Source organism: Bradyrhizobium sp. 172 (assembly GCF_023101065.1).
Classification (GTDB): Bacteria; Pseudomonadota; Alphaproteobacteria; order Rhizobiales; family Xanthobacteraceae; genus Bradyrhizobium; species Bradyrhizobium canariense_D.
On sequence record NZ_CP064701.1, the window covers coordinates 5,505,420 to 5,525,574 of the forward strand.

A 20,155-nucleotide genomic window follows, 5' to 3' on the forward strand; every position below is an offset into this window, starting at 1 on the left:
CCCTGCGTTCAGCGCATGAGCCTAAGCGCGTCGGAGAAAAACTCCGCGCCGCCGAAATTTCCGGACTTCAAGGCGAGCAGCATGTCGCTTTTTTCAGCACCGACCGCGCGCAGCACCGGGACGCCCGCCGCAATCTCTACTCCGACGAGAAATCCCGGAATCTTCAATCGGTCGACCACGGCGCCGGATGTCTCCCCGCCGGCAACGACCAGTCGCTTGACGCCGGCCCGCACCAGACCTTCGGCAATGTCGGCCATCGCCTGCTCGATGGCGTGACCGGCCGCGTCGCGACCACGGCGCGCCTGGAGCGCGGCGACCTGATCCGGCGTCGAGCTCGATGCGATCAGGACCGGACCCTCCGCCAGTCGGGGCTTCGCCCAGGCCAGAGCGCGCTGGGCCTCGTCCTCGCCCGTAGTAATACGGTCCGGATCGAGATGCAGCACCGGCATGACGCGCTCGGCATTGGCGATCTGCTGGAGCGTCGCCTGCGAGCAGCTTCCGGCAAGGCACGCCGCCGGTCCTCCGACCGCTGCCCCCGCCTCGCTGGTCGCCGCGGTCGATGTGACCTTGCCTGTCGACACCAGCGCCCGCGCCAGCCCAAGACCCATGCCGGAAGCGCCGACCGACAGCCGATGCTGGGCAGCGACGAGGCCGATGGTTTCGAGGTCGCGATCGAAGACGGCATCGATGATCGCCGCGCCAATGCCCTTGCCGGCGAGTTCGGCCAGCCGCGTCCGCACGGCATCCGCGCCGCGCGTGACGGTGGCGAGATCGACCAGGCCGATTTGCGTCTTGCTCTGGCGCGTCAGCACACGCACCAGGTTGGAATCGTGCATCGGGTTGAGCGGATGGTCCTTCAGCGGGCTCTCGTTCAGCGGCACGGCGCCCACGAACAGATTGCCCTGGTAGACGGTGCGGCCGGTCTCCGGGAAAGCCGGCGTCACCAGCACGGCCGTCTCGCCGCAATCGGCGCGCAGCGCGTCCATCACCGGGCCGATATTGCCCGCATCGGTGGAATCGAAGGTCGAGCAGATCTTGAACAGCACGTGGCTTGCGCCGCGGCCGCGCAGCCATGTCTCGGCCGCGCGCGAGCGCGACACGGCAAGGTTGGCCTCGATCGAACGGCTCTTCAAGGACACCACGACGGCGTCGACCTCGGGCAGCGCGAGATCGTCCGCGGGCACGCCGATGGTCTGCACCGTGCGCAGGCCGGCGCGCGTCAGCGTGTTGGCGAGGTCGGAGGCGCCGGTGTAGTCGTCGGCAATGCAGCCAAGAGATATTTTCGCTGCAAATGTCACGGCTTCACTCCCGCATAAGGCCTGAACCAGGCGAGGCCGTCGGTGGTCTTGCCTCGCGGATTATATTCGCAGCCGACGAAGCCGGCATAACCGAGCCGGTCGAGTTCGTCGAACAGGAACGGATAGTTCAGCTCCTCGCCGTCAGGCTCGTTGCGCGAGGGAATGCTGGCGATCTGGATGTGACCGATCACCGGCATCATCTCGCGCAGCCGCATCGTAACGTCGCCATGGATGATCTGGCAGTGATAAATGTCGAACTGGAGTTTCAGGTTCGGAAGCCGCAGCTCCTGGATCAGGTCGCGCGCGAAGCCGAAATCATTGAGGAAATAGCCGGGCACGTTGCGCGCATTGATCGGCTCGAGCACGATGTCGATGCCGTGCGGCGCAAAGAACTCGGCGGCCCACGCCACTGATTTGTAGAACGCCTCGATCGCGACGCGCTCGCCACGGTTGGCGATGCCCGCCATCAAATGCAGCCGCTTGACGCCGGTCGCCTTGGCGTAGGGCAGCGCAGTTTCCAGGCTCGCCTTCAGCTCGGGGAATCGCGACGGGAGCGCCGCAAAGCCCTTCTCGCCGGCATTCCAGTCGCCCGGTGGCAGGTTGAACAGCGCCTGAGTCAAGCCGTTGCGCTTGAGCCGCTCGCCGACCGCCTCGGCCGAATGCTCATAGGGAAAGAGAAACTCGACTGCGGTGAAGCCGGCTGCGGCAGCGGCGTCGAAGCGGTCGAGGAACGGCACCTCGGTGAACATCATCGAGAGATTGGCGGCAAAACGGGGCATCGGAATCCTCTTATCCTTTACTTGTCGCCGGGCAGTTTCACGCCGGTGACCCGCGCATACATCCGCGCCACCGACGCATCATCGTCGCGGCCCATGCCGGAGGCTGCCGTCATCAAGAACATCTGAAGTGCTGCGGCGGAGACCGGAACCGGGAATCTGGCACTGCGCGCCATATCCTGGATGATGCCGAGATCCTTGACGAAGATCTCGACCGCACTGCGCGGCGTGTAATCGCCGTCGAGCACGTGCGGCATGCGGTTCTCGAACATCCAGGAGTTTCCGGCGGACGCCGTGATCACCTCATAGACCTTGCGGATGTCGAGACCCTGCTTGGCCGCGAACGCGATCGCCTCGCTGGCAGCGGCGATATGCACGCCGGCGAGCAGCTGGTTGATCATCTTGAAGGCGGCGCCCTGGCCTGCGGCATCGCCAAGCTCGTAGAGCTTCGCGGCCATGGCATCGAGCGCGGGCCGCGCTTTCTCAAACGCAGCCGGACTGCCGGAGGCAAGGATCGTCAGCTCGCCCTGCGCTGCGCGCTGCGCCCCGCCGGAGATCGGTGCATCCAGATAGTGCTGGCCGGTCGCCTCCAGCTGCTTGGCGAGACGCCGAGCCACGTCGGGATCCATAGTCGCCGACGACAGGAAGACGCTGTCCTTCGCCATGGTTTCGGCGACGCCATCCTTGCCGAACAGGATCGTCTCGGTCTGCGCGGCATTGACGACGACGCTGACGACGATGTCGGCGCCCTTGGCAGCTTCGGCCGGCGTCTTGGCGCCGGCGCCGCCCTCCGTCACGAAGCGCGCGACCGCATCAGCCGAGACGTCGCAGCCGGTGACGACATGACCGGCGCGCTTCAGCGAGCTCGCCATGCCGAACCCCATCGAGCCGAGCCCGATGACGGCGATGCGCTGATTCTGTGACGTGGAGGCGGACATACAACTGATCCTTGCAACGTTTCCCGGACGGCCGCCTTTTGCGGCAGCTTGGCAACCGAATAACACGGCTTGGCCGCGCTGCCAAAGCGTGAGACAAACGGACATGACGGCCATGAGCAACGAGACATTGCTGCGCGAAGACATTTGCCGCTTCGGACGGTCCCTGTTCGAGCGTGGGCTGACGCCCGGCTCCTCCGGCAATATCAGCGCCAGGCTGGACGGCGGCGGCTGGCTGGTGACGCCGACCAATGCCTCGTTCGGCTTCCTCGATCCCGCAAAACTGTCGCGGCTGGACGATCAGGGCCGACTGGTTTCGGGCGATGCGCCGACCAAGGAAGTTCCGCTGCACAATGCACTCTACGCCACGCGCGGGAGCGCAAGGGCGATCGTGCATCTGCATTCCACCCATTCGGTCGCGCTGTCGATGCTGCCGGAGATTGACCCGCGCGCCGCGCTGCCGCCGATGACCGCTTATTATCTGATGAAATGCGGCGCCACCGCGCTCGTGCCTTATTACCGCCCTGGCGATCCCGCGGTCGCCGATGCGATCAGGGGTCTGGCGGGGGAATATTCGTCCGTGCTGCTCGCCAATCACGGTCCGGTCGTCGCGGGCGACACGCTGGAAGCAGCCGTGTTCGCAACCGAGGAGCTGGAAGAGACGGCGAAGCTGTACCTGCTGTTACGCGGGCTGAACCCACGGTATTTGTCGCCGGAGCAGGTGGCGGATCTGGTGAAGGTGTTCGGGGTGACACTTCCGGCGCACCGGCACGAGGAATGAGCCTCGTGCAGCCGCGGGCGAACTAACCCCCCCTACTCCGCTGTCATTCCCCGCGAAGGCGGGGAATCCAGTACGCCGCGGCTTCTCGGCTCAATCACAACGGCCTCTGGAATACTGGATCGCCCGCCTTTGCGGGCGATGACGCCGAGTGTGTTGCGCGAGTCGTGCCCAACGCTTCGCAACTACAGCCCCAAATACGCCTTGCGCACGTCCGGATTGCCCTTGATCTCGCTTGCGGCGCCCTGCATCAGCACGCGGCCGGTTTGCAGGATGTAGGCGCGGTCGGCGATCTCCAGGCACTCCGCCATGCGTTGCTCCACGATCAGCACGGTCATGCCGGCGTCGCGGATGCGCTTGACGGCCTGGAAGATCTCGTCGACCAGCTTCGGCATGATGCCCTGCGAGGGCTCGTCCAGCATCAACAGCCGCGGGCGCGTCATCAGCGCACGGCCGATCGCGAGCATCTGCTGCTCGCCGCCGCTTAGCGTCTCGGCGCGCTGCTCGAGGCGTTCGGAGAGGCGCGGAAATAGCTGGAACACGAGATCGAGCGGGCTCTCGCGGTCGGCCTCGCCGCGGTAGAGATAGCTGCCGAGGCGCAGATTGTCGCGCACGGAGAGGCGCGGAAACAAGCGGCGGTTCTCCGGCACATAGGCGATGCCGGTCGCCGTGATGTGGTGCTGCGCCATGCCGTCGAGGCGCTTGCCGTCGAACGTCACCGTGCCCGAGCGCGGGCGCTCGGCGCCGGCGATGGATTTCAGCAGCGTCGACTTGCCCGCGCCGTTGGCGCCGGCGACGCAGACGATCTCGCCCTTGGCGACTTCGATGCTGACCGCGAAGATCGCGACCAGGCCCTGATAGGCGGTCGTGACTTCACGCACCGACAGCATGACGATCTCCCAGATATGCGCTGATCACCTTGGGATCGCGGACGATTTCAGTGGGCTTGCCCTCGACCAGCACCTTGCCGAGGTCGAGCACGATGGCACGATCGACCAGCGGCATCACGATCTCCATGACGTGCTCGACCATCAGCACGGTGATGCCGGCGTCACGCACCTTGCGCACCAGCGCGACACCGGTCTGCGCCTCGGTCGGCGTAAGACCAGTGAGGACTTCGTCGAGCAGCAGCAGCTTTGGTTCAGTCGCAAGCGCGCGCGCGACTTCGAGGCGGCGCTTTTCGGCCGGCACGAGGTCGCTCGCGAGCACGTTGGCGCGCGCAGCAAGGCCGGTGAATTCGAGCACCTCATGCGCCTTGCGGCGTGCCTCGCGCATCACGGTGTTGCGCACCAGCGCACCGACGATGACGTTGTCGATCACCGTCATGGTCTCGAAGCTCTTGACGACCTGGAAGGTGCGCCCGATGCCGCGCTGGCAGCGCTCGGCGGCCGGCATGCTGGTGACATCCTCGCCGTCGAACCAGATCGAGCCTTGCGTCGGCGGCAGCACGCCGGCGATGAGATTGAACAGCGTCGACTTGCCGGCACCATTCGGGCCGATCAGGCCGACGATCTCGCCGCGACCCACAGAGATCGAGACGTCGCTGTTGGCGACGAGGCCGCCGAAACGCTGCCAGACGCCGCGGGTTTCAAGCAGCGGGGTCATCGCGTGGCTCCCTTCCGCTTCGCACGAGAGAACAGGCTCACCAGACCCTGCGGCAGGGCGAGCGAAATCAGCACGATCAGCGTGCCGTAGACAATGAGGTCGACGCCGCGGCCGGAGCCGCCGATATAGGAGCGCGTCAGCTCCGTCATCGGGATCAGGATGGCCGCCCCTAACACGGGTCCCCAGAGGGTGCCGATGCCGCCAAGCACGGCGGGCAACGCCATCAGCAGCGAGAACTGGAAGCCCATCACGCTTTCAGGATCGATATAGGCGAGAAACTGGGCATAGAAGGCGCCGCCGATGGCGACGAGGAAAGCGGAGACGGCGGCCGCGCCCATTTTGGAGTTGAACACGACGACACCGAGGCTCTCGGCCGCTTCCGCATTGTCCTTTACCGCGCGCCACCAGAAGCCCCATTTGGAGTCCTCCAGCCACCAGGTGACGAACCAGGCGAGGCTGCACAGCACCAGCGCGAAATAAAAGTAAGGCAGCTTGCTGCGCATGAACTGGAACTTCAGCCAGCTGTCGCCGCGCACCGGAATGGTGATTCCCATCGCAGCCCCCGCCCATTCCCAATTCTGGAACAACAGCAGCCCGATCTCGGCGATAACGATGGTCGCGATCACGAAGTAATGGCCGCGCAACCGAAAGAAGGGATAGCCGAGCCCCATCGCAATCGCGGCCGCGACCGCGCCGCCGGCGAGCATGCCGAACCATGGCAGCACGCCGAACTTGGTGAACAGGAGTTCGGTGGTGTAGGCGCCGATGCCGAAATAGAGCGCATGTCCCAGCGAGATCTGCCCGCAATAGCCAGAGAGAATGTTCCAGCTCTGCGACAGCGCCGCATACATCAAGGTCAGGATCAGGATGTTCTGGACGTAGACGTCCTTGATGAACAGCGGAGCGAGCGCCGCCAGGGCGGTCAGCACCGCGGCGATGATGAGGTCGCGGCGGCGCCGCGCGGCAAAATCCTTGTCCATCACATCGATCCGAACAGGCCACGCGGCCGGATGAAGACGACCAGCAGGTAGACGGCGTAGATGCCGACCGATTTCAGCGACGGCGGCAGCACCAGCGCGGTGGTGGCCTCGACGAGGCCCACGATGATCCCGCCGGCGAACGCGCCGAACACGCTGCCGAAGCCGCCGAGCGCGACCGTGACGTAGGCGATCAGCGCAAAGGACGCGCCGACGTCGGGATAGATATAGAAGAAGCTTGCCATGATCGCTCCGGCGAGGCCGACCAGCGCGGCACCAAGCCCCCAGCCGAGCGCGAACACGCGGTTCTTGTCGATGCCGACGAGGGCCACCGCGCCGGGATCTTCACGGGTGGCCTCCAGCGCGCGACCGAAATCGGTGCGATGGATGAAGAAGTAGAGGCCAGCAAAGGCCAGGATCGAAACCAGCGCACCCATGAGCTGCGGCTCCGGCAGGAAGACGCCGGCGATCGAGATCGTCTTGCCGCCGAGCCAGGACTGCGGAACGCTGCGATAGTCAGGCGTGAAGAAGAACTGCGCGAGGCCGCGCATCACGATGGCGAGGCCAAAGGTGGAGAAGATCTGCACCATGCCCGCGTTGGCCTTGGCCCGCATGGCGAAGCGCACGATCAACAGATAGACGACCGCTCCGAATACGAACAGCGCGGCGGCCACGAGCGGCGCCGACAGCAAGGGGTCGATGGCGAAGAACGTGAACAGGAAGAAGCTCACATACATCGCGATCATCAGGAACTCCCCGTCAGCGAAGTTCACGACGTCCATCAGGCCGAAGATCAGCGCGAGGCCGACGGCGATCAGTCCGTAGAGCAGGCCCATGAGGAGGCCGCTCGCGAGACTTTGGATAATGGTTTGGGCTGTCAAAAGTCTGTCCCCCGAACTACGTCCTCATCCTGAGGAGCGCGCACCGCGCGTCTCGAAGGATGGCCCAGCCCTCGTCCTTCGAGACGCGGGCTGCGCCCGCTCCTCAGGATGAGGGCGGGAGCTACGATCTGTGCTCCCGCTCGCCGTGTCTTACTTCATCGGCCAGATCGCCTCGGCGATCGCGGCCTGCGGCGGGAAGATGGTGACGAACTTGCCGCCGACATATTGCAGCAGCACCGGGTCGGCGTCGTTGTTCTGGCCCATCTCGTCGAACTTGACACGCTTCCAGGGCATGATGGTCTGCTCGCCCGGGATGTCGGTGGCGGCCAGCGCGTCGCGGATCTTCTCGCCGTCAGTCGACTTGGCGCGGCTGATGGCGTCGGCGAGGATGATCAGGCCCATGAACTGACGCGAGGTGAGGTCGTTGAAATCCTTGCCCGACCGCGTCTTGAACATCTCGTTGATCTTGCCAACCATCGGACGCTTCTGCGCGAGGTCGAGCGAGAAGGTGCCGCGCGAGATCACGCCTTCCAGCTTGTCGCCGACAGCGTCGTAGAGCGCCTTCTCGGAGAAACCGGCGTCCTGCGCCACGATCGCGTTCGGCTTGTAACCAAGCTCGCCCATGGTCTTCACCAGCAAGATGCCATCAGTGGTGTAGCTCGAGGGCATCAGCACGTCGGCGTTGGCGCTCTTGAGCTGCTGCACCTCGGCCGAGAGCGAGGGCGAGTTGGCGCGATACTTGATGTCGGAGACGATCTTGTAGCCGCGCTCGCCGGCGATCTTGGCCTGGGCGTTGCCGGAATCGGTGCCGAAGATGGTGTCCTCGTGGAACAGCGATAGCGTCTCGATCTTGGTGCCCTTCTTCTTCAAGGCATCGAAGAAGTCGAACATGGCGGCCGAGTACATCTCGTCATGCGGCGCGGCGCGGAAGTAATATTTCAGGCCACGGCGATGCAGGCTGGGCGAGGAGTTGTCGGCCGAGACGAACGGGATCTGGTAGCGCTCGCAGATCTGGCTGACGGTGACGGCGACCGCGCTCTGATAGGTGCCGATGATGGCGGAGACCTTCTCCTGCGTGATCAGGCGCTCGGCCTCGGCGCGGCCCTTCTGCGGATCGGCCTGGTGGTCGGCGAAAACGAGGCGGACCTTTGCGCCGCCGAGACCCGGCAGGCCCTCGCCCTTCGCCAGTGGCAGGTCGAAATCGGTGTCCTTGTTGATGACCTCGAGCGCGGTTTCATAGGCCTTCTGCGCGTCGACGCCCTGCTGTGCGCTGCCGCCGGAGAACGGATAGATCACGCCGATCACGACTTCCGAAGTCTGTGCGCGCGCTGCCAGCGGCACTAGCGCGGCCGTAGCGGTGGCTCCCAACAATACGTCGCGGCGAGTGATCGTCATGGCAAAGTCCCCTGTTACTGAATTTCAGCCGATCGAATGAAGCGATTGATGGATGCGGTAAAGCTCGAAGAAGCAGCAAACGCTGCCCACTAAATCACGGCCATGGTCCTGTTCTTGAGATCCGTCACCAGCATCAGGCCGGGCGAATGCGTGATCGCAAACGGCAGCTTGGCAGCGTTGATGACCGATTGCGGTGTCACGCCGCAGGCCCAGAACACCGGGATCTCGTCGTCGGCGACCGGCACCGGATCGCCGTAATCGGGCTTGGCGATGTCCTTGATGCCGATCAGGTGCGGATGGCCGAGATGCACGGGCGCGCCGTGCACGGCCGGATAGCGCGAGGTGATCTGCACCGCACGGATCGCATCCGCCGGCTTGAACGGACGCATCGACACCACCATGGGACCGGCAAAGGGACCGGACTCGCCGCAAGCGATGTTGGTGCGATACATCGGCACGCGCACATTGTGCTCGATGTGGCGGATCGGCATGCCCTCGTCGAGCAGCGCCTCTTCGAACGAGAACGAGCAGCCGAGCACGAAGGTCACGAGATCGTCGGGCCAGTATTTGGTGACATCGGTCGGCTCGTCCACGACTTCGCCGTCGCGCCAGACGCGATAGCGCGGCACGTCGGTGCGAATGTCGAGATCGGCGCCCAGCGCCGGGATGTGCGGACTGCCCACATCGGACATGCCGATGATCGGGCACGGCTTGGGATTGAGCTGGCAGAAGCGATGGAACGCCCCGGCATATTCCGCCGGCAAGATTGCCAGATTGCCCTGGACGAAGCCGGGGGCAACGCCGGCGGTGGAGGCGACCAGCCCCTCGCGGTAGGCAAGCCGCGCCTTGCGGCTCGGGAGCGTGTCGGGCGTTTCAGTTTGCTGCACTGCCACCAAAACAGTCATGGGATCGACCTGCCTATAAACTCGACAAAGACAAGCCAACACCACGCGTGCTATAAAGTCTAATCTTCCTTTCTAATCAATATCGATAAATTTCATTTATCGGACGGGAAAATCCTTCCAATGCTGGACTTCAGATCGATCGAGACGTTCCTTTGGGTTGTGAAGCTCGGCAGCTTTCGCGGCGCCGCAGCACGCCTCAACACGACTCAGCCGGCGATCTCCCAGCGCATCGCCCAGCTCGAGCGCGAGATGGGGGTGAAGCTCCTAAATCGCGACCACCGCGTGGCCTCGCCGACACCGAGCGGCCGACAGATGATGGTCTATGCGGAGAAGCTGATCGGCCTGCGCGCCGCGATGATCGCCGAGATCGGCGACCGCTCGGCGATGCGCGGCGTGATGCGACTCGGCGTCGCCGAAACCATCGTGCACACTTGGCTGCCGCGGCTGGTGAAGAGCATGAACGAGGTCTACCCAAACCTGTCGCTGGAGATCGAGGTCGACATCACGCCGAACCTGACCGCGCGCCTGCTTGCGCAGGAGATCGAGCTTGCCTTCGTCGTCGGTCCGCTCTCGGCCTCCGGGGTGCACAATCGCGTCCTCGCCGACTATCCGATCGGTTTTCTCGCCAGCCCCTCGCTCGGCCTCGGCGATGGACCGGTGACGCGGGCTGAGCTCGCGCGGTTTCCGATCATTACCTTCCCGCGGAAGACGCGTCCCTACGAGGTCGTGCGCGAAGTGTTCGACCGGCCGGAGCTGCCTCCGATCCGGCTGCACGCCTCCGCCTCGCTTGCGACCGTCATCCACATGGCGGTCGAGGGCCTCGGCATCGCCGTGATCCCCGACGCCATCGTCGAGAACGAGCTCGCAGACGGGCGGTTGCAACTGCTCGACACCGATCTCAAAATCGCGCCGCTGACATTCACCGCGAGCTGGCTCGCCTCGCCCGATGTCGTGGCGGTGGAGCGGGTCGCAGAGCTTGCATGTCAGATTGCGCAGAGCAGCCTCGCAGTTGACGCGCCCGCGCCGGCGCGTCATTGAAACAGGCGCCGGACAATTGAGAGACTGACCGCATGAGCCGAGCCGCCACCAATTTGCAAATCGATTCCGCCCGCCTCTGGGGCTCCATCCACGAGACCGCGCAGTTCGGCGCGACGGCCAAGGGCGGCGTGCGGCGGCTGACGCTGAGCGCGGAGGACAAGCTGGTACGCGACTGGTTCCGCAAGGCCTGCGAGGACGCCGGCTTGGAGGTGCACACCGATGCGCTCGGCTCGCAGTTCGGGCTGCGCAAGGGACGCGACATGTCGAAGCCGCCCGTCGGCATCGGCTCGCATCTCGACACGCAACCGACCGGCGGCAAGTATGACGGCATTCTGGGAACGCTCGGTGCGCTCGAAGTGATCCGCACGCTGAACGACGCCGGGATCGAAACCGAGGCGCCGATCTGCGTCGTCAACTGGACCAACGAAGAGGGTTCGCGCTTCGCTCCCGCGATGATGGCCTCCGCTGCCTATGTCGGCGACTTCACCACCGATGACATCTTGTCGCGCAAGGACGCTGATGGCACCACCGTCGGCCAGGCGCTCGATGGCATCGGTTATCGCGGCGACAAGCCGGTCGGGTTCCAGAAGCTCGGTTCCTTCGTCGAATTGCACATCGAGCAGGGCCCGATCCTGGAGGCCGAAGGCAAGACCATCGGCGTGGTCGATTCCGGCCAGGGCGTGCTTTGGTACGACGGCAAGATTTCCGGCTTCGAGAGCCATGCCGGATCGACGCCGATGCCGCTGCGGCGCGACGCGTTGGCGACGCTGTCCGAGATCGTGCTGGCGATGGAGGCCATTGCGAGGAAGTACGGGCCGAAGGCCGTCGGTACCATCGGCGAGGCCGTGATCGCAAACCCCTCGCGCAACGTCATTCCCGGCGAGATCGCCTTCACGATGGATTGCCGCAGTGCGGATGGCGCGATCATGGATGCGCTCGATCGCGATCTGCGCAGCGCGATTGCCGAGATCGCCGCACGCCGCAAGGTCGAGGTGAAGATCGACCTGGTCTGGCGCAAGCCGCCGACGCATTTCGATCCCAAATTGATTGCCGCAGTCGAGAACGCGGCGAAGACGCTCGGCTACTCCTCTCGCCGCATCACCTCCGGCGCCGGCCACGACGCCTGCAATCTCAACACAATCATGCCGGCCGCAATGGTGTTCGTGCCCTGCAAGGACGGCATCAGCCACAACGAGCTGGAAGACGCCACGCAGCCCGATTGCGCCGCGGGCACCAACGTCCTCATGCACACGGTGCTGGCGATCGCCGGCGTCGCATCCTGACCGGAGAGAACCATGCGCGGAGTTTTCGTCGACGCCAATGAAACTCTCGCCGTGATCATGGAGCGGCTGGAGCAGCCCGGCGATCCCAAGGTGCGGATCCACAGGGATCCCGACATCAAACCCGAACAATATCCTGAAATCCTCGACGGCGCCGAGATCGCGATCGTCGACCACACCGCGCTGCCTACCGACGTCGCAAAGAAGTGCACAGGGTTGAAGCATGTCGTGTTCCTCGGCACCGGCGCGCGCAGCTACATGAACCCGGAGGAGCTCGCTGAGCTCGGCATCTCCGTGCACCTGATCAAGGGCTATGGCGACACGGCGGTCGCGGAATGCGCGATCACGCTGATGTGGGCTTCGGCCCGCGTCATCGCGATGATGGACCGCGAGATGCGCGGCGGAAACTGGCTCCGCGAAGACGGCATGCAACTCACTGGCAAGACGCTCGGCCTGATCGGCTTCGGCGGTATTGCCGCGGAGGTCGCGCGCATTGCCTTGGGCAGCGGCATGAAGGTGATCGCCTGGAACCGCTCGCCGAAGAGCTATCCGGGCGTGGAATTCGCCGATCTCGACACGGTGTTGGCGAGAGCAGACGTCGTATCGCTGCATCTGCTGCTCAACGACGAGACGCGCGGCATGATCACCCGCGAGATGATCGCGAAGATGAAGCCGGGCGTCATCCTCATCAACACCGCCCGCGCCGCCGTCGTCGACGAGGCCGCCATGATCGATGCCCTGAAGTCGGGCCACATCCGCCATGCCGGCCTCGACGTGTTCAATATCGAGCCATTGCCCGGCGATCATCCGCTGACAAAACTGCCGAACGTGACGTTGTCGGCGCATTCGGCGTTCCGGACCCCGGAGGCGAGCGAGAACCTGATTGGCGCGGCATGGGAGCACTGCCGCCGGATCGTGAAGGAATAAGAGCAACAACAATGGCCGATTACCGCACCATCAAGGCACAGCCGCTCATCGAAGCTATCAGCGCCATCGTCAAGGCCGGCGGGTCTACGGACCGCGAGGCCGAGCTCGTGTCCACCAATCTGGTCGAGGCCAACCTCAAGGGACACGATTCGCACGGCGTCGGCATGATCCCGCGCTATGTCCAGAGCGTCACCACGGGCGGCCTCGCCGTGAACCAGCACGTCAAGGTCGTGCTCGACACCGGTCCGCTTCTCACCCTCGACGGGCTCACCGGCTACGGCCAAGTGATCGGCCATGAAGCGATGGAGCTGGCAGCCGAGCGCGCCAAGCGCAACGGCGTGTGTCTCGTCGGCCTCTCAAACTCGCACCATATCGGCCGCATCGGCCACTGGGCCGAGCAGTGCATCGACCATGGGCTGGTCTCGATCCACTTCGTCAACGTGATCTCGCGTCCCATCGTGGCGCCCTGGGGCGGCAGCGATGCGCGCCACGGCACCAACCCGTTCTGCGTCGGCATCCCGCGCGCGGGCAAGGACCCCATCGTGCTCGACTTCGCCACCAGCAGGATCGCGCAGGGCAAGACCCGCGTCGCCCACAACAAGGGCGTCGAGCTGGAGCCCGGCACGATCATCGACAATGAGGGCAAGCCGACCACCAACCCGCGCTACACCGTGATCCCGCCATACGGCGCCATCCTGCCGTTCGGCGAGCACAAGGGTTCAGGGCTCGCGCTGGTTTGCGAAATCCTCGGCGGCGCGCTCTCCGGCGGGCAGGTGGTCAAGGGTCCGTCCGATGGCAAGCACAACGTCCTCAACGGCATGCTCTCGATCATCATCGACCCCGGCAAGCTCGGCACCGCGGAGAATCTCGCGCGCGAAGTCGAGAGCTTCGTCGCCTGGCACACCGGCTCACCTCCGGCCCCAGGCGTCGACAAGGTGAAGATCGCGGGTGAGCCCGAGCGCGCGACGAAGAAGAAGCGGCTCGCGGAAGGCATTCCTGTCGATCCGACCACCTGGCAGGAGATTCTGGAGGCCGGAAAGAAGTTCGGGCTGGATCAGGCGGCGATCGAGAAGATCGCGGGGTAGTGAGGCGGAGCACGGTGCTCTTCCCTTCTCCCCTTGTGGGAGAAGGTGGCGCGAAGCGCCGGATGAGGGGTTCTGTCCGCGAAGGGAAATGCACAATTGAGAGGTCTGTCTCCGCGGAGACAACCCCTCACCCGTCTTCGATGCTTCGCATCGAAGCCACCCTCCCCCACAAGGGGGGAGGGAAAGCAGCGCTCTAATCCACCATATCCGCGACCGCCTTGCCGCAAGCCGTAGTGTCGGCATTGCCGCCGAGATCCTTGGTGCGGAGCGTGCGCTCTGCCAGCGTGCGCTCGATCGCATCGACGATCGACTTGCCGGCTTTCTTCTCGCCGAGATGCTCGAGCATCATCGCGCCGGACCAGATTGCGCCGATCGGATTGGCGATGCCCTGCCCCGCGATGTCGGGCGCCGAGCCGTGCACCGGCTCGAACACCGACGGGAAATTGCCGTCGGGGTTGATGTTGCCGGACGGCGCGATGCCGATGGTGCCGGTGCAGGCCGGGCCGAGATCCGACAGGATGTCACCGAACAAATTGGAGCCGACCACGACGTCGAACCAATCCGGATGCAGCACGAAGTTCGCGGTCAGGATGTCGATGTGATACTTGTCCCACTTCACGCTTGGATACTTCTTCGCCATCGCCTCCACGCGCTCGTCCCAATAGGGCATGGTGATGGAGATGCCGTTCGACTTGGTCGCCGAGGTCAGGTGCTTCTTCGGCCGCGACTGCGCGAGCTCGAATGCGAACTTCAGGATGCGATCGACGCCGATGCGGGTCATCACCGTCTGCTGCGTCACGAATTCACGGTCGGTGTCCGGGAACATGCGGCCGCCGACGGAGGAATATTCGCCTTCGGTGTTCTCGCGCACGACCCAGAAATCAATGTCGCCGGGCTTGCGGTTGGCCAGCGGCGACGGCACGCCCGGCATCAGCCGCACCGGGCGCAAATTCACATATTGGTCGAACTCGCGGCGGAATTTGATCAGTGAACCCCAGAGCGAGACGTGATCCGGAATCTTGGCCGGCCAGCCGACCGCGCCGAAATAGATCGCATCGTGCTTGCCGATCTGATCCTTCCAATCGTCCGGCATCATCTGGCCGTGCTTCTCGTAATAGTCCCACGACGAGAAGTCGAAATGATCGAAATGAAGGGACACGCCGTGCTTCTTCGCCGCGGTCTCCAGAACGCGCAGGCCCTCGGGCATCACTTCCTTGCCGATGCCGTCGCCGGGAATGACCGCGATCCGGTATTGTTTCTTGCTCATCGAGAACGTCCTTGATTGGTCCGGCAGCCGCCGTCTTTTTGACCGCACTGCAATGGACCAAACGCGACGGCAGTGCAACGCTGCACTGCAATGTTGACCATGGCGCGGCCGACCGCCTACTGATTTTATTCCCGTTCCTCTCCTGCGAGTAACTCCCATGGATCTGCACCTGCGTGGCAAGCGCGTCCTGATCACGGGCGCGTCCAAGGGTATCGGCGCAGCCGCCGCCGAGGCCTTTGCCGAGGAAGGCTGTCATCTCCTCCTCGCCGCCCGCAATGGCGATCAGCTCAAGGCTTTGGCCGAGCGCTTGCGCTCGGCGCACCAGATCGATGCCGCCACGAGCATTGTGGATTTGCGCAGGAGCGAGGATTTGACGCGGCTCGCCAAGGAAGCCGCCGACATCGACGTGCTCGTCAACAATGCCGGCGACATTCCCGCCGGCTCCATTGACAAGATCGACGAGGCCACCTGGCGGCACGCCTGGGAATTGAAAGTGTTCGGCTACATCAACCTCACGCGTATGATCTATGCGCAGATGAAGGCGAAGGGCGGCGGCGTGATCGTCAACGACATCGGCGCCGCCGGCGAGAAATTCGACGCCAACTACATCTGCGGCAGCGCCGGCAATGCCGCGCTGATGGCCTTCACCCGCGCGCTCGGGGGCAAGAGCCTCGCCGACAACATCCGTGTGGTCGGCATCAATCCCGGCCCGGTTGGCACTGACCGTCACGTCACCCTGCTGAAGATGCGGGCAAACCACCAGTTCGGCGACGAGAGCCGCTACAAGGAATTCCAGAAGAGCCTGCCGCTCGGCAGGCCTGCGCATGCGCGCGAGATCGGCGATCTCATGGCGTTCCTGGCGTCGGATCGCGCGGGCTATACGTCGGGGGTCATCTATACGGTGGATGGCGGAATCAGCGCAGGATGGGGTTAACTTTATCCTCGTCATTGCGAGCGCAGCGACTTGTCCGCCGAAGCTTTAGCGAAGGCGGAAGCGATCCAGGAATGTATCTGCGGCAAAAGTCTGGATTGTTTCGTCGCTTCGCTCCTCGGCAATGACGGAGCCTAAAACAAGCACAGGAGTAGAATAGTTGTCTCAGGACCTGATCCGCGAATCCGCTTGCGCCGTCGTCGACAAGCTGCGCTCCGGCGACGTCTCGCCGCTGGAGCTCTTGGATGTGCTGCAGAAGCGCATCACCGAAGTCGATGGCAAGGTCAACGCGCTGCCGACGCTGTGCTTCGATCGCGCGCGGGATAGCGCAAAGGCGCTGATGCGGAAGCCGGCCGGTGCGCGCGGATTGCTCGCAGGCCTGCCGGTGCCGATCAAGGATCTGACCGATGTTGCAGGTGTGCTGAACACTCAGGGCTCGCCGATCTTCAAGGACAACATCCCTGCGACGTCCGACATCCTGGTCGAAAATCTCGAGGCCAACGGCGCGGTCGTCTATGCCAAGTCGAACACGCCGGAATTCGGTGCGGGCGCCAACACCTTCAACGAGGTCTTCGGCGCAACCCTCAATCCCTGGGATACATCCAAATCGGCAGCCGGCTCGTCAGGCGGAGCGGCGGTGGCGCTCGCGACCGGCATGGCCTGGCTCGCGCAAGGCTCCGACATGGGCGGCAGTCTGCGCAGTCCGGCAGCTTTCTGCGGCGTCGTGGGCATGCGGCCGAGCATCGGCCGCGTCGCGCACACGCCGAAAGCGGCCATCGATCGCAACCTCGGCGTCGTCGGTCCGATGGCACGCAACGTCGAGGATCTCGCGCTGCTGCTCGACGCCATGAGCGGCGACTATGCCGCCGACCCGCTGTCGCTGCCGACGCCCTTGACGTCGTTTCTCTCGGCGGCGCAGTCAGGCAGCAAACCGAAGCGCATCGCCTATTCGGCGGATCTCGGCATCACACCGGTCGATCCCGAAGTCAAAGCGCTCACGCGGAAAGCGGCGGAACGCTTTGCCGAAGCCGGCGCCATCGTCGAGGAGGCGCATCCGGATTGGCGCGATGCGCATGAGTGCTTCCACGTGCTGCGCGCGTTCGACTTCGCGATCAGCAAGGCGCAGCTGCTGCGCACCAAGCGCGACCTGCTCAAGCCCGAGGTGATCTGGAACATCGAGGAAGGCCTCAAGCTCACGATCGAGCAGCTCGAACGCGCCGAGGCGCAGCGCGTCGGCATGACCGCGCGTGCGATCGAGTTCTTCAAGAGCTACGATCTGCTGCTGGTACCGACCACGATCGTGCCGCCCTTCCCGATCGAGCACCGTTATGTCGCCGAATGCGCCGGCAAGAAGTTCGACAATTACGTCGAGTGGCTCGGCATCGTCTATGCCATCACGCTCGCCTGCTGTCCCGCGCTGTCGTTGCCGTGCGGCTTCACCGCATCGGGACTTCCGGTCGGCCTGCAGGTCGTCGGGGCTCCGCGCGCGGATGCGCAGGTGATCGCCGGCGCGAAGACGCTGGAGGATATTTTGGGCGTGCGTGGCACGACGCCGATTGATCCGCGGGTGAAGAACTAGGTTCCCGCTCTCGTGCCCCGCACGCGGCGCAGCGCCTCTTCGGCGGTGCGCTGCAGAGCCGGGGCCCAAGTCTCCAGGACTTCCCGTGTATCCCTGGGTCCCGGCTCTGCGGTGCAGCGCTTTGCGCCGCACCTTGTCCGGAACACGCGCGGCCTTCACCTTCCGCTCGTCGCCTCCAGGCTCCGGCTATACCGCGACATCGCGAAGCAGAAGACAAAATAGATCACGGCGACGAAGATGTAGACTTCGACGGAGAATTGCTGCCACGCCGGATCGATGATCGCGGTCTTGGCCGTGGTGAGCAGGTCGAAGATACCGATGATCAGAACGAGGCTGGTGTCCTTGAAGAAGGCGATGAAGGTGTTGACCAGCGGCGGGATGACGTGACGGATCGCCTGCGGCAGGACGATCAGCCGGTTCTTGCGCCAGTAGGACAGGCCGAGCGCCTCGGCGGCCTCGTATTGCCCGCGGGGCACGGCCTGGAGGCCGCCGCGGATGACTTCGGCAAGATAGGCACCCGCGAACAGGATGATCGCGACCTGCGCGCGCAAGAGCTTGTCGATGTTGAATCCGTTCGGCATGAACAGCGGAAACATCACGCTCGCCATGAACAGCAGACTGACCAGCGGCACGCCGCGGATCAGCTCGACATAGAGCACGCTGAGCGAGCGGATCGCCGGCAGTTTTGAGCGCCGGCCTAGTGCGACGAGGATGCCGAGCGGGAAGCCGAAGGCCAGACCAAAGGTCGCCAGGATCAGCGTCACCGGCAAACCACCCCAACGGTCCTGCGAGACGAACGACAGACCGAGTATGCCACCCCACATCAGCATACTGATCAGCGCGAGCGCTCCGATCCAGAGATAGGCCAGTTCGCGCCGCCATAAGGCGCGGCGGCTGGAGAGATAGAACAGGGCGATGAACAGCAGCACCGCCAGTGCCGGCCGCCACTGCTCGTCGAACGGATAGGTGCCAAACAGGATGAAGCGGTATTTTTCGGGGATGATTGCCCAGCATGCACCGAGGCCGCGTACCGCGCGGCAGGCGCTGGAATCGTTCGCCGGGGTGACCCAGACCGCATTGGCGATACCCCATTGCACGAAGCTGAAGAGGCCCTTTGCAAGCACCGCCAGCAACACGACCGAGAGGATGCCGTTCGGGATCGACGAGAACAGATTGGTGCGCAGCCAGCGCAGCACCGGGTTACCAATCTGCGGGCGGCGGGCGGCGCGCGATGCTTCCGGAATGTCGGCGATCGCCGTCATGGTCAGCGCTCCACCAGCGCGATGCGCGAATTGTACCAGTTCATGAAAAAGCTGATGCCGAGGCTGATGGTGAGAAACACCGCCATGATCAAGGCAATGGCCTCGATCGCCTGCCCGGTCTGGTTCAATGTCGTGTTGGCGATCGAGACCACGTCCTGATAGCCGATCGCCACCGCGAGCGAAGAGTTCTTGGTCAGGTTGAGGTACTGGCTCGTCATTGGCGGCACGATGACGCGTAGCGCCTGTGGCAGGATGATCTGCCGCAGCATGAAGCTGCGGCGCAGTCCCAGCGCGTTGGCGGCATCCCACTGGCCGCGCGGCACCGACTGGATGCCGCTGCGCACAATCTCGGCGATGAAGGCCGAGGTGTAGGTGACGAGCGCGATCAGCAGCGCGAAATATTCCGGCGCGAGCGTCAGTCCGCCGACGAAGTTGAAGCCGCGCAACTCAGGCCATTCGATCGTCCAGGCCACGCCCAGCAGCACGGACACCGCCGCAGGCAGCACAACGAGCAAGCCGAGTGCAAAAGGCCAGGCCGGCCGCGGCTTGCCGTCGCGCATTTGCTGCGCGATGAGCCGCCGCCGGATCACATAGAACACGACAAGTCCGAGCACTGCCGTGCCGAGCACCCAAAGCTGCGGCGTCCCGATGGGAATCGCCGGCAGGATCAACCCGCGATTGGACAGGAACACGCCCTCAATCGCCCGCCATGCCGCGCGCGCGGCCGGGAGCGCCTGCATCAGCACGTACCAGAACAGGAGCTGGAGCAGCAGCGGGATGTCGCGGAGCGTCTCGACATACACCGCGGCGAGCCGCGACAGCAGCCAATTGGCCGACAGCCGCGAGATGCCGATCACCGTGCCCAGGATCGTTGCAAGCACGATTCCGATCACGGCGACGCGCAGGGTATTGGCGATGCTGACGACAAAGGCCCAGAGATATGAGTCCCTCGGATTGTAGGCGAGCAGGCTGTCGGCGATGGGCATCCCGGCCTCACGGCCGAGGAAGGCAAAACCGGTCGTGATGCGGCGCACGGAGAGATTGGTGACCGTGTTGGACCAGAGGAACACGATGACCGCGACTACGATCCCCACCACCAGAACCTGCCAGAACAGGCCTTTCAGCTCGCGCTGCCCGAAGGCGCCGAAGAAGCGACGGCGCGGCGGCGGTCTCGGACCGTCTGACGTCACAGCACAAAAATCCTTCTCAAGACGGCGATTTCCGGCAGCGCACGTC

19 protein-coding genes are annotated in these 20,155 nt (G+C 64.4%); 7 read left to right on the forward strand and 12 right to left on the reverse strand.

Annotated features, from left to right (window positions below; all coding sequences use genetic code 11):
• Nucleotides 1-8 precede the first annotated feature (8 nt).
• From otnK to ltnD, 3 genes are read right to left on the reverse strand one after another with little or no spacing between them, the layout of a single operon-like run.
• Entirely contained in the window at nt 9-1,298 is a 1,290-nt protein-coding gene (otnK, locus tag IVB07_RS26515) for a 3-oxo-tetronate kinase (protein ID WP_247363466.1), read from the reverse strand.
• Complete coding sequence (otnI, locus tag IVB07_RS26520) at nt 1,295-2,077, reverse strand: 2-oxo-tetronate isomerase (protein WP_085352176.1); 783 nt, start codon at nt 2,075-2,077, stop codon at nt 1,295-1,297. The genes otnK and otnI overlap by 4 nt, the downstream gene beginning before the upstream one ends.
• Nucleotides 2,078-2,094: 17 nt before the next feature.
• Complete coding sequence (gene ltnD, locus IVB07_RS26525) at nt 2,095-3,012, reverse strand: L-threonate dehydrogenase (RefSeq protein WP_247363467.1); 918 nt, start codon at nt 3,010-3,012, stop codon at nt 2,095-2,097.
• Nucleotides 3,013-3,115: 103 nt separating this feature from the next.
• Here ltnD and IVB07_RS26530 point away from each other — a divergent pair, with 103 nt between their 5' ends.
• Nucleotides 3,116-3,790: an aldolase gene (locus tag IVB07_RS26530; RefSeq protein WP_247363468.1), complete on the forward strand. Its 675-nt coding sequence runs from the start codon at nt 3,116-3,118 to the stop codon at nt 3,788-3,790.
• A gap of 182 nt (nt 3,791-3,972) precedes the next feature.
• Here the strand turns inward: IVB07_RS26530 and IVB07_RS26535 are convergent, their stop codons facing one another.
• The 6 genes from IVB07_RS26535 to IVB07_RS26560 all read right to left on the reverse strand — a co-directional run bounded on the left by IVB07_RS26535 (nt 3,973) and on the right by IVB07_RS26560 (nt 9,550).
• A complete protein-coding gene (locus IVB07_RS26535; protein WP_018456987.1) occupies nt 3,973-4,677 on the reverse strand; it encodes an ABC transporter ATP-binding protein in 705 nt (234 codons plus the stop codon).
• A complete protein-coding gene (locus IVB07_RS26540; protein ID WP_018456988.1) occupies nt 4,661-5,392 on the reverse strand; it encodes an ABC transporter ATP-binding protein in 732 nt (243 codons plus the stop codon). The genes IVB07_RS26535 and IVB07_RS26540 overlap by 17 nt, the downstream gene beginning before the upstream one ends.
• Nucleotides 5,389-6,372 carry a branched-chain amino acid ABC transporter permease gene (locus tag IVB07_RS26545; protein WP_018456989.1) on the reverse strand — a complete coding sequence of 328 codons (984 nt, stop codon included), beginning with the start codon at nt 6,370-6,372 and terminating at the stop codon, nt 5,389-5,391. Before IVB07_RS26545 ends, IVB07_RS26540 begins: the two co-directional genes overlap by 4 nt.
• Nucleotides 6,372-7,250: a branched-chain amino acid ABC transporter permease gene (locus IVB07_RS26550; RefSeq protein WP_256470628.1), complete on the reverse strand. Its 879-nt coding sequence runs from the start codon at nt 7,248-7,250 to the stop codon at nt 6,372-6,374. Before IVB07_RS26550 ends, IVB07_RS26545 begins: the two co-directional genes overlap by 1 nt.
• Nucleotides 7,251-7,400: 150 nt before the next feature.
• A complete protein-coding gene (locus tag IVB07_RS26555) occupies nt 7,401-8,645 on the reverse strand; it encodes an ABC transporter substrate-binding protein (RefSeq protein WP_018456991.1) in 1,245 nt (414 codons plus the stop codon).
• 89 nt (nt 8,646-8,734) lie between these two features.
• Entirely contained in the window at nt 8,735-9,550 is an 816-nt protein-coding gene (locus IVB07_RS26560; protein WP_247363469.1) for a putative hydro-lyase, read from the reverse strand.
• Nucleotides 9,551-9,670: 120 nt separating this feature from the next.
• On the opposite strand from IVB07_RS26560, the gene IVB07_RS26565 reads away from it, so the two are divergent.
• The 4 genes from IVB07_RS26565 to IVB07_RS26580 are packed head-to-tail and all read left to right on the forward strand — an operon-like array spanning nt 9,671 to nt 13,880.
• The gene (locus tag IVB07_RS26565) at nt 9,671-10,588 is read left to right on the forward strand and encodes a LysR family transcriptional regulator (RefSeq protein ID WP_018456993.1); all 918 of its coding nucleotides are present in this window, start codon (nt 9,671-9,673) and stop codon (nt 10,586-10,588) included.
• 32 nt (nt 10,589-10,620) lie between these two features.
• Nucleotides 10,621-11,871, forward strand: a complete 1,251-nt coding sequence (locus tag IVB07_RS26570; protein ID WP_018456994.1) for a Zn-dependent hydrolase — start codon at nt 10,621-10,623, stop codon at nt 11,869-11,871.
• Between the two features lie 12 nt (nt 11,872-11,883).
• Nucleotides 11,884-12,795 carry an NAD(P)-dependent oxidoreductase gene (locus IVB07_RS26575; RefSeq protein WP_018456995.1) on the forward strand — a complete coding sequence of 304 codons (912 nt, stop codon included), beginning with the start codon at nt 11,884-11,886 and terminating at the stop codon, nt 12,793-12,795.
• Nucleotides 12,796-12,806: 11 nt separating this feature from the next.
• On the forward strand, nt 12,807-13,880 hold the full coding sequence (locus tag IVB07_RS26580; RefSeq protein ID WP_018456996.1) for a malate/lactate/ureidoglycolate dehydrogenase: 1,074 nt from the start codon (nt 12,807-12,809) through the stop codon (nt 13,878-13,880).
• Between the two features lie 193 nt (nt 13,881-14,073).
• Here the strand turns inward: IVB07_RS26580 and IVB07_RS26585 are convergent, their stop codons facing one another.
• On the reverse strand, nt 14,074-15,147 hold the full coding sequence (locus IVB07_RS26585) for a tartrate dehydrogenase (RefSeq protein ID WP_085362309.1): 1,074 nt from the start codon (nt 15,145-15,147) through the stop codon (nt 14,074-14,076).
• A 157-nt stretch (nt 15,148-15,304) separates the two neighbouring features.
• On the opposite strand from IVB07_RS26585, the gene IVB07_RS26590 reads away from it, so the two are divergent.
• Nucleotides 15,305-16,081 (forward strand): SDR family oxidoreductase, encoded by a 777-nt coding sequence (locus IVB07_RS26590; protein WP_018456998.1) that lies wholly within the window; start codon nt 15,305-15,307, stop codon nt 16,079-16,081.
• A gap of 157 nt (nt 16,082-16,238) precedes the next feature.
• Entirely contained in the window at nt 16,239-17,657 is a 1,419-nt protein-coding gene (locus IVB07_RS26595; protein WP_085385873.1) for an amidase family protein, read from the forward strand.
• A 155-nt stretch (nt 17,658-17,812) separates the two neighbouring features.
• Here the strand turns inward: IVB07_RS26595 and IVB07_RS26600 are convergent, their stop codons facing one another.
• Together IVB07_RS26600 and IVB07_RS26605 are read right to left on the reverse strand one after the other, a co-directional pair.
• Nucleotides 17,813-18,919, reverse strand: a complete 1,107-nt coding sequence (locus IVB07_RS26600; RefSeq protein ID WP_247363470.1) for an amino acid ABC transporter permease — start codon at nt 18,917-18,919, stop codon at nt 17,813-17,815.
• A 2-nt stretch (nt 18,920-18,921) separates the two neighbouring features.
• Nucleotides 18,922-20,109, reverse strand: coding sequence for an ABC transporter permease subunit (locus tag IVB07_RS26605; protein WP_247766754.1), 1,188 nt, complete (start codon nt 20,107-20,109; stop codon nt 18,922-18,924).
• Between the last annotated feature and the right edge of the window lie 46 nt (nt 20,110-20,155).

What these genes read in the sequence shown, in the direction of transcription:
- otnI (WP_085352176.1), bottom strand. Translation starts at nt 2,077, where the DNA reads ATGCCCCGTTTTGCCGCCAATCTCTCGATGATGTTCACCGAGGTGCCG.
- ltnD (WP_247363467.1), bottom strand. Translation starts at nt 3,012, where the DNA reads ATGTCCGCCTCCACGTCACAGAATCAGCGCATCGCCGTCATCGGGCTC.
- IVB07_RS26530 (WP_247363468.1), top strand. Translation starts at nt 3,116, where the DNA reads ATGACGGCCATGAGCAACGAGACATTGCTGCGCGAAGACATTTGCCGC.
- IVB07_RS26535 (WP_018456987.1), bottom strand. Translation starts at nt 4,677, where the DNA reads ATGCTGTCGGTGCGTGAAGTCACGACCGCCTATCAGGGCCTGGTCGCG.
- IVB07_RS26540 (WP_018456988.1), bottom strand. Translation starts at nt 5,392, where the DNA reads ATGACCCCGCTGCTTGAAACCCGCGGCGTCTGGCAGCGTTTCGGCGGC.
- IVB07_RS26545 (WP_018456989.1), bottom strand. Translation starts at nt 6,372, where the DNA reads ATGGACAAGGATTTTGCCGCGCGGCGCCGCCGCGACCTCATCATCGCC.
- IVB07_RS26555 (WP_018456991.1), bottom strand. Translation starts at nt 8,645, where the DNA reads ATGACGATCACTCGCCGCGACGTATTGTTGGGAGCCACCGCTACGGCC.
- IVB07_RS26560 (WP_247363469.1), bottom strand. Translation starts at nt 9,550, where the DNA reads ATGACTGTTTTGGTGGCAGTGCAGCAAACTGAAACGCCCGACACGCTC.
- IVB07_RS26565 (WP_018456993.1), top strand. Translation starts at nt 9,671, where the DNA reads ATGCTGGACTTCAGATCGATCGAGACGTTCCTTTGGGTTGTGAAGCTC.
- IVB07_RS26570 (WP_018456994.1), top strand. Translation starts at nt 10,621, where the DNA reads ATGAGCCGAGCCGCCACCAATTTGCAAATCGATTCCGCCCGCCTCTGG.
- IVB07_RS26575 (WP_018456995.1), top strand. Translation starts at nt 11,884, where the DNA reads ATGCGCGGAGTTTTCGTCGACGCCAATGAAACTCTCGCCGTGATCATG.
- IVB07_RS26580 (WP_018456996.1), top strand. Translation starts at nt 12,807, where the DNA reads ATGGCCGATTACCGCACCATCAAGGCACAGCCGCTCATCGAAGCTATC.
- IVB07_RS26585 (WP_085362309.1), bottom strand. Translation starts at nt 15,147, where the DNA reads ATGAGCAAGAAACAATACCGGATCGCGGTCATTCCCGGCGACGGCATC.
- IVB07_RS26590 (WP_018456998.1), top strand. Translation starts at nt 15,305, where the DNA reads ATGGATCTGCACCTGCGTGGCAAGCGCGTCCTGATCACGGGCGCGTCC.
- IVB07_RS26600 (WP_247363470.1), bottom strand. Translation starts at nt 18,919, where the DNA reads ATGACGGCGATCGCCGACATTCCGGAAGCATCGCGCGCCGCCCGCCGC.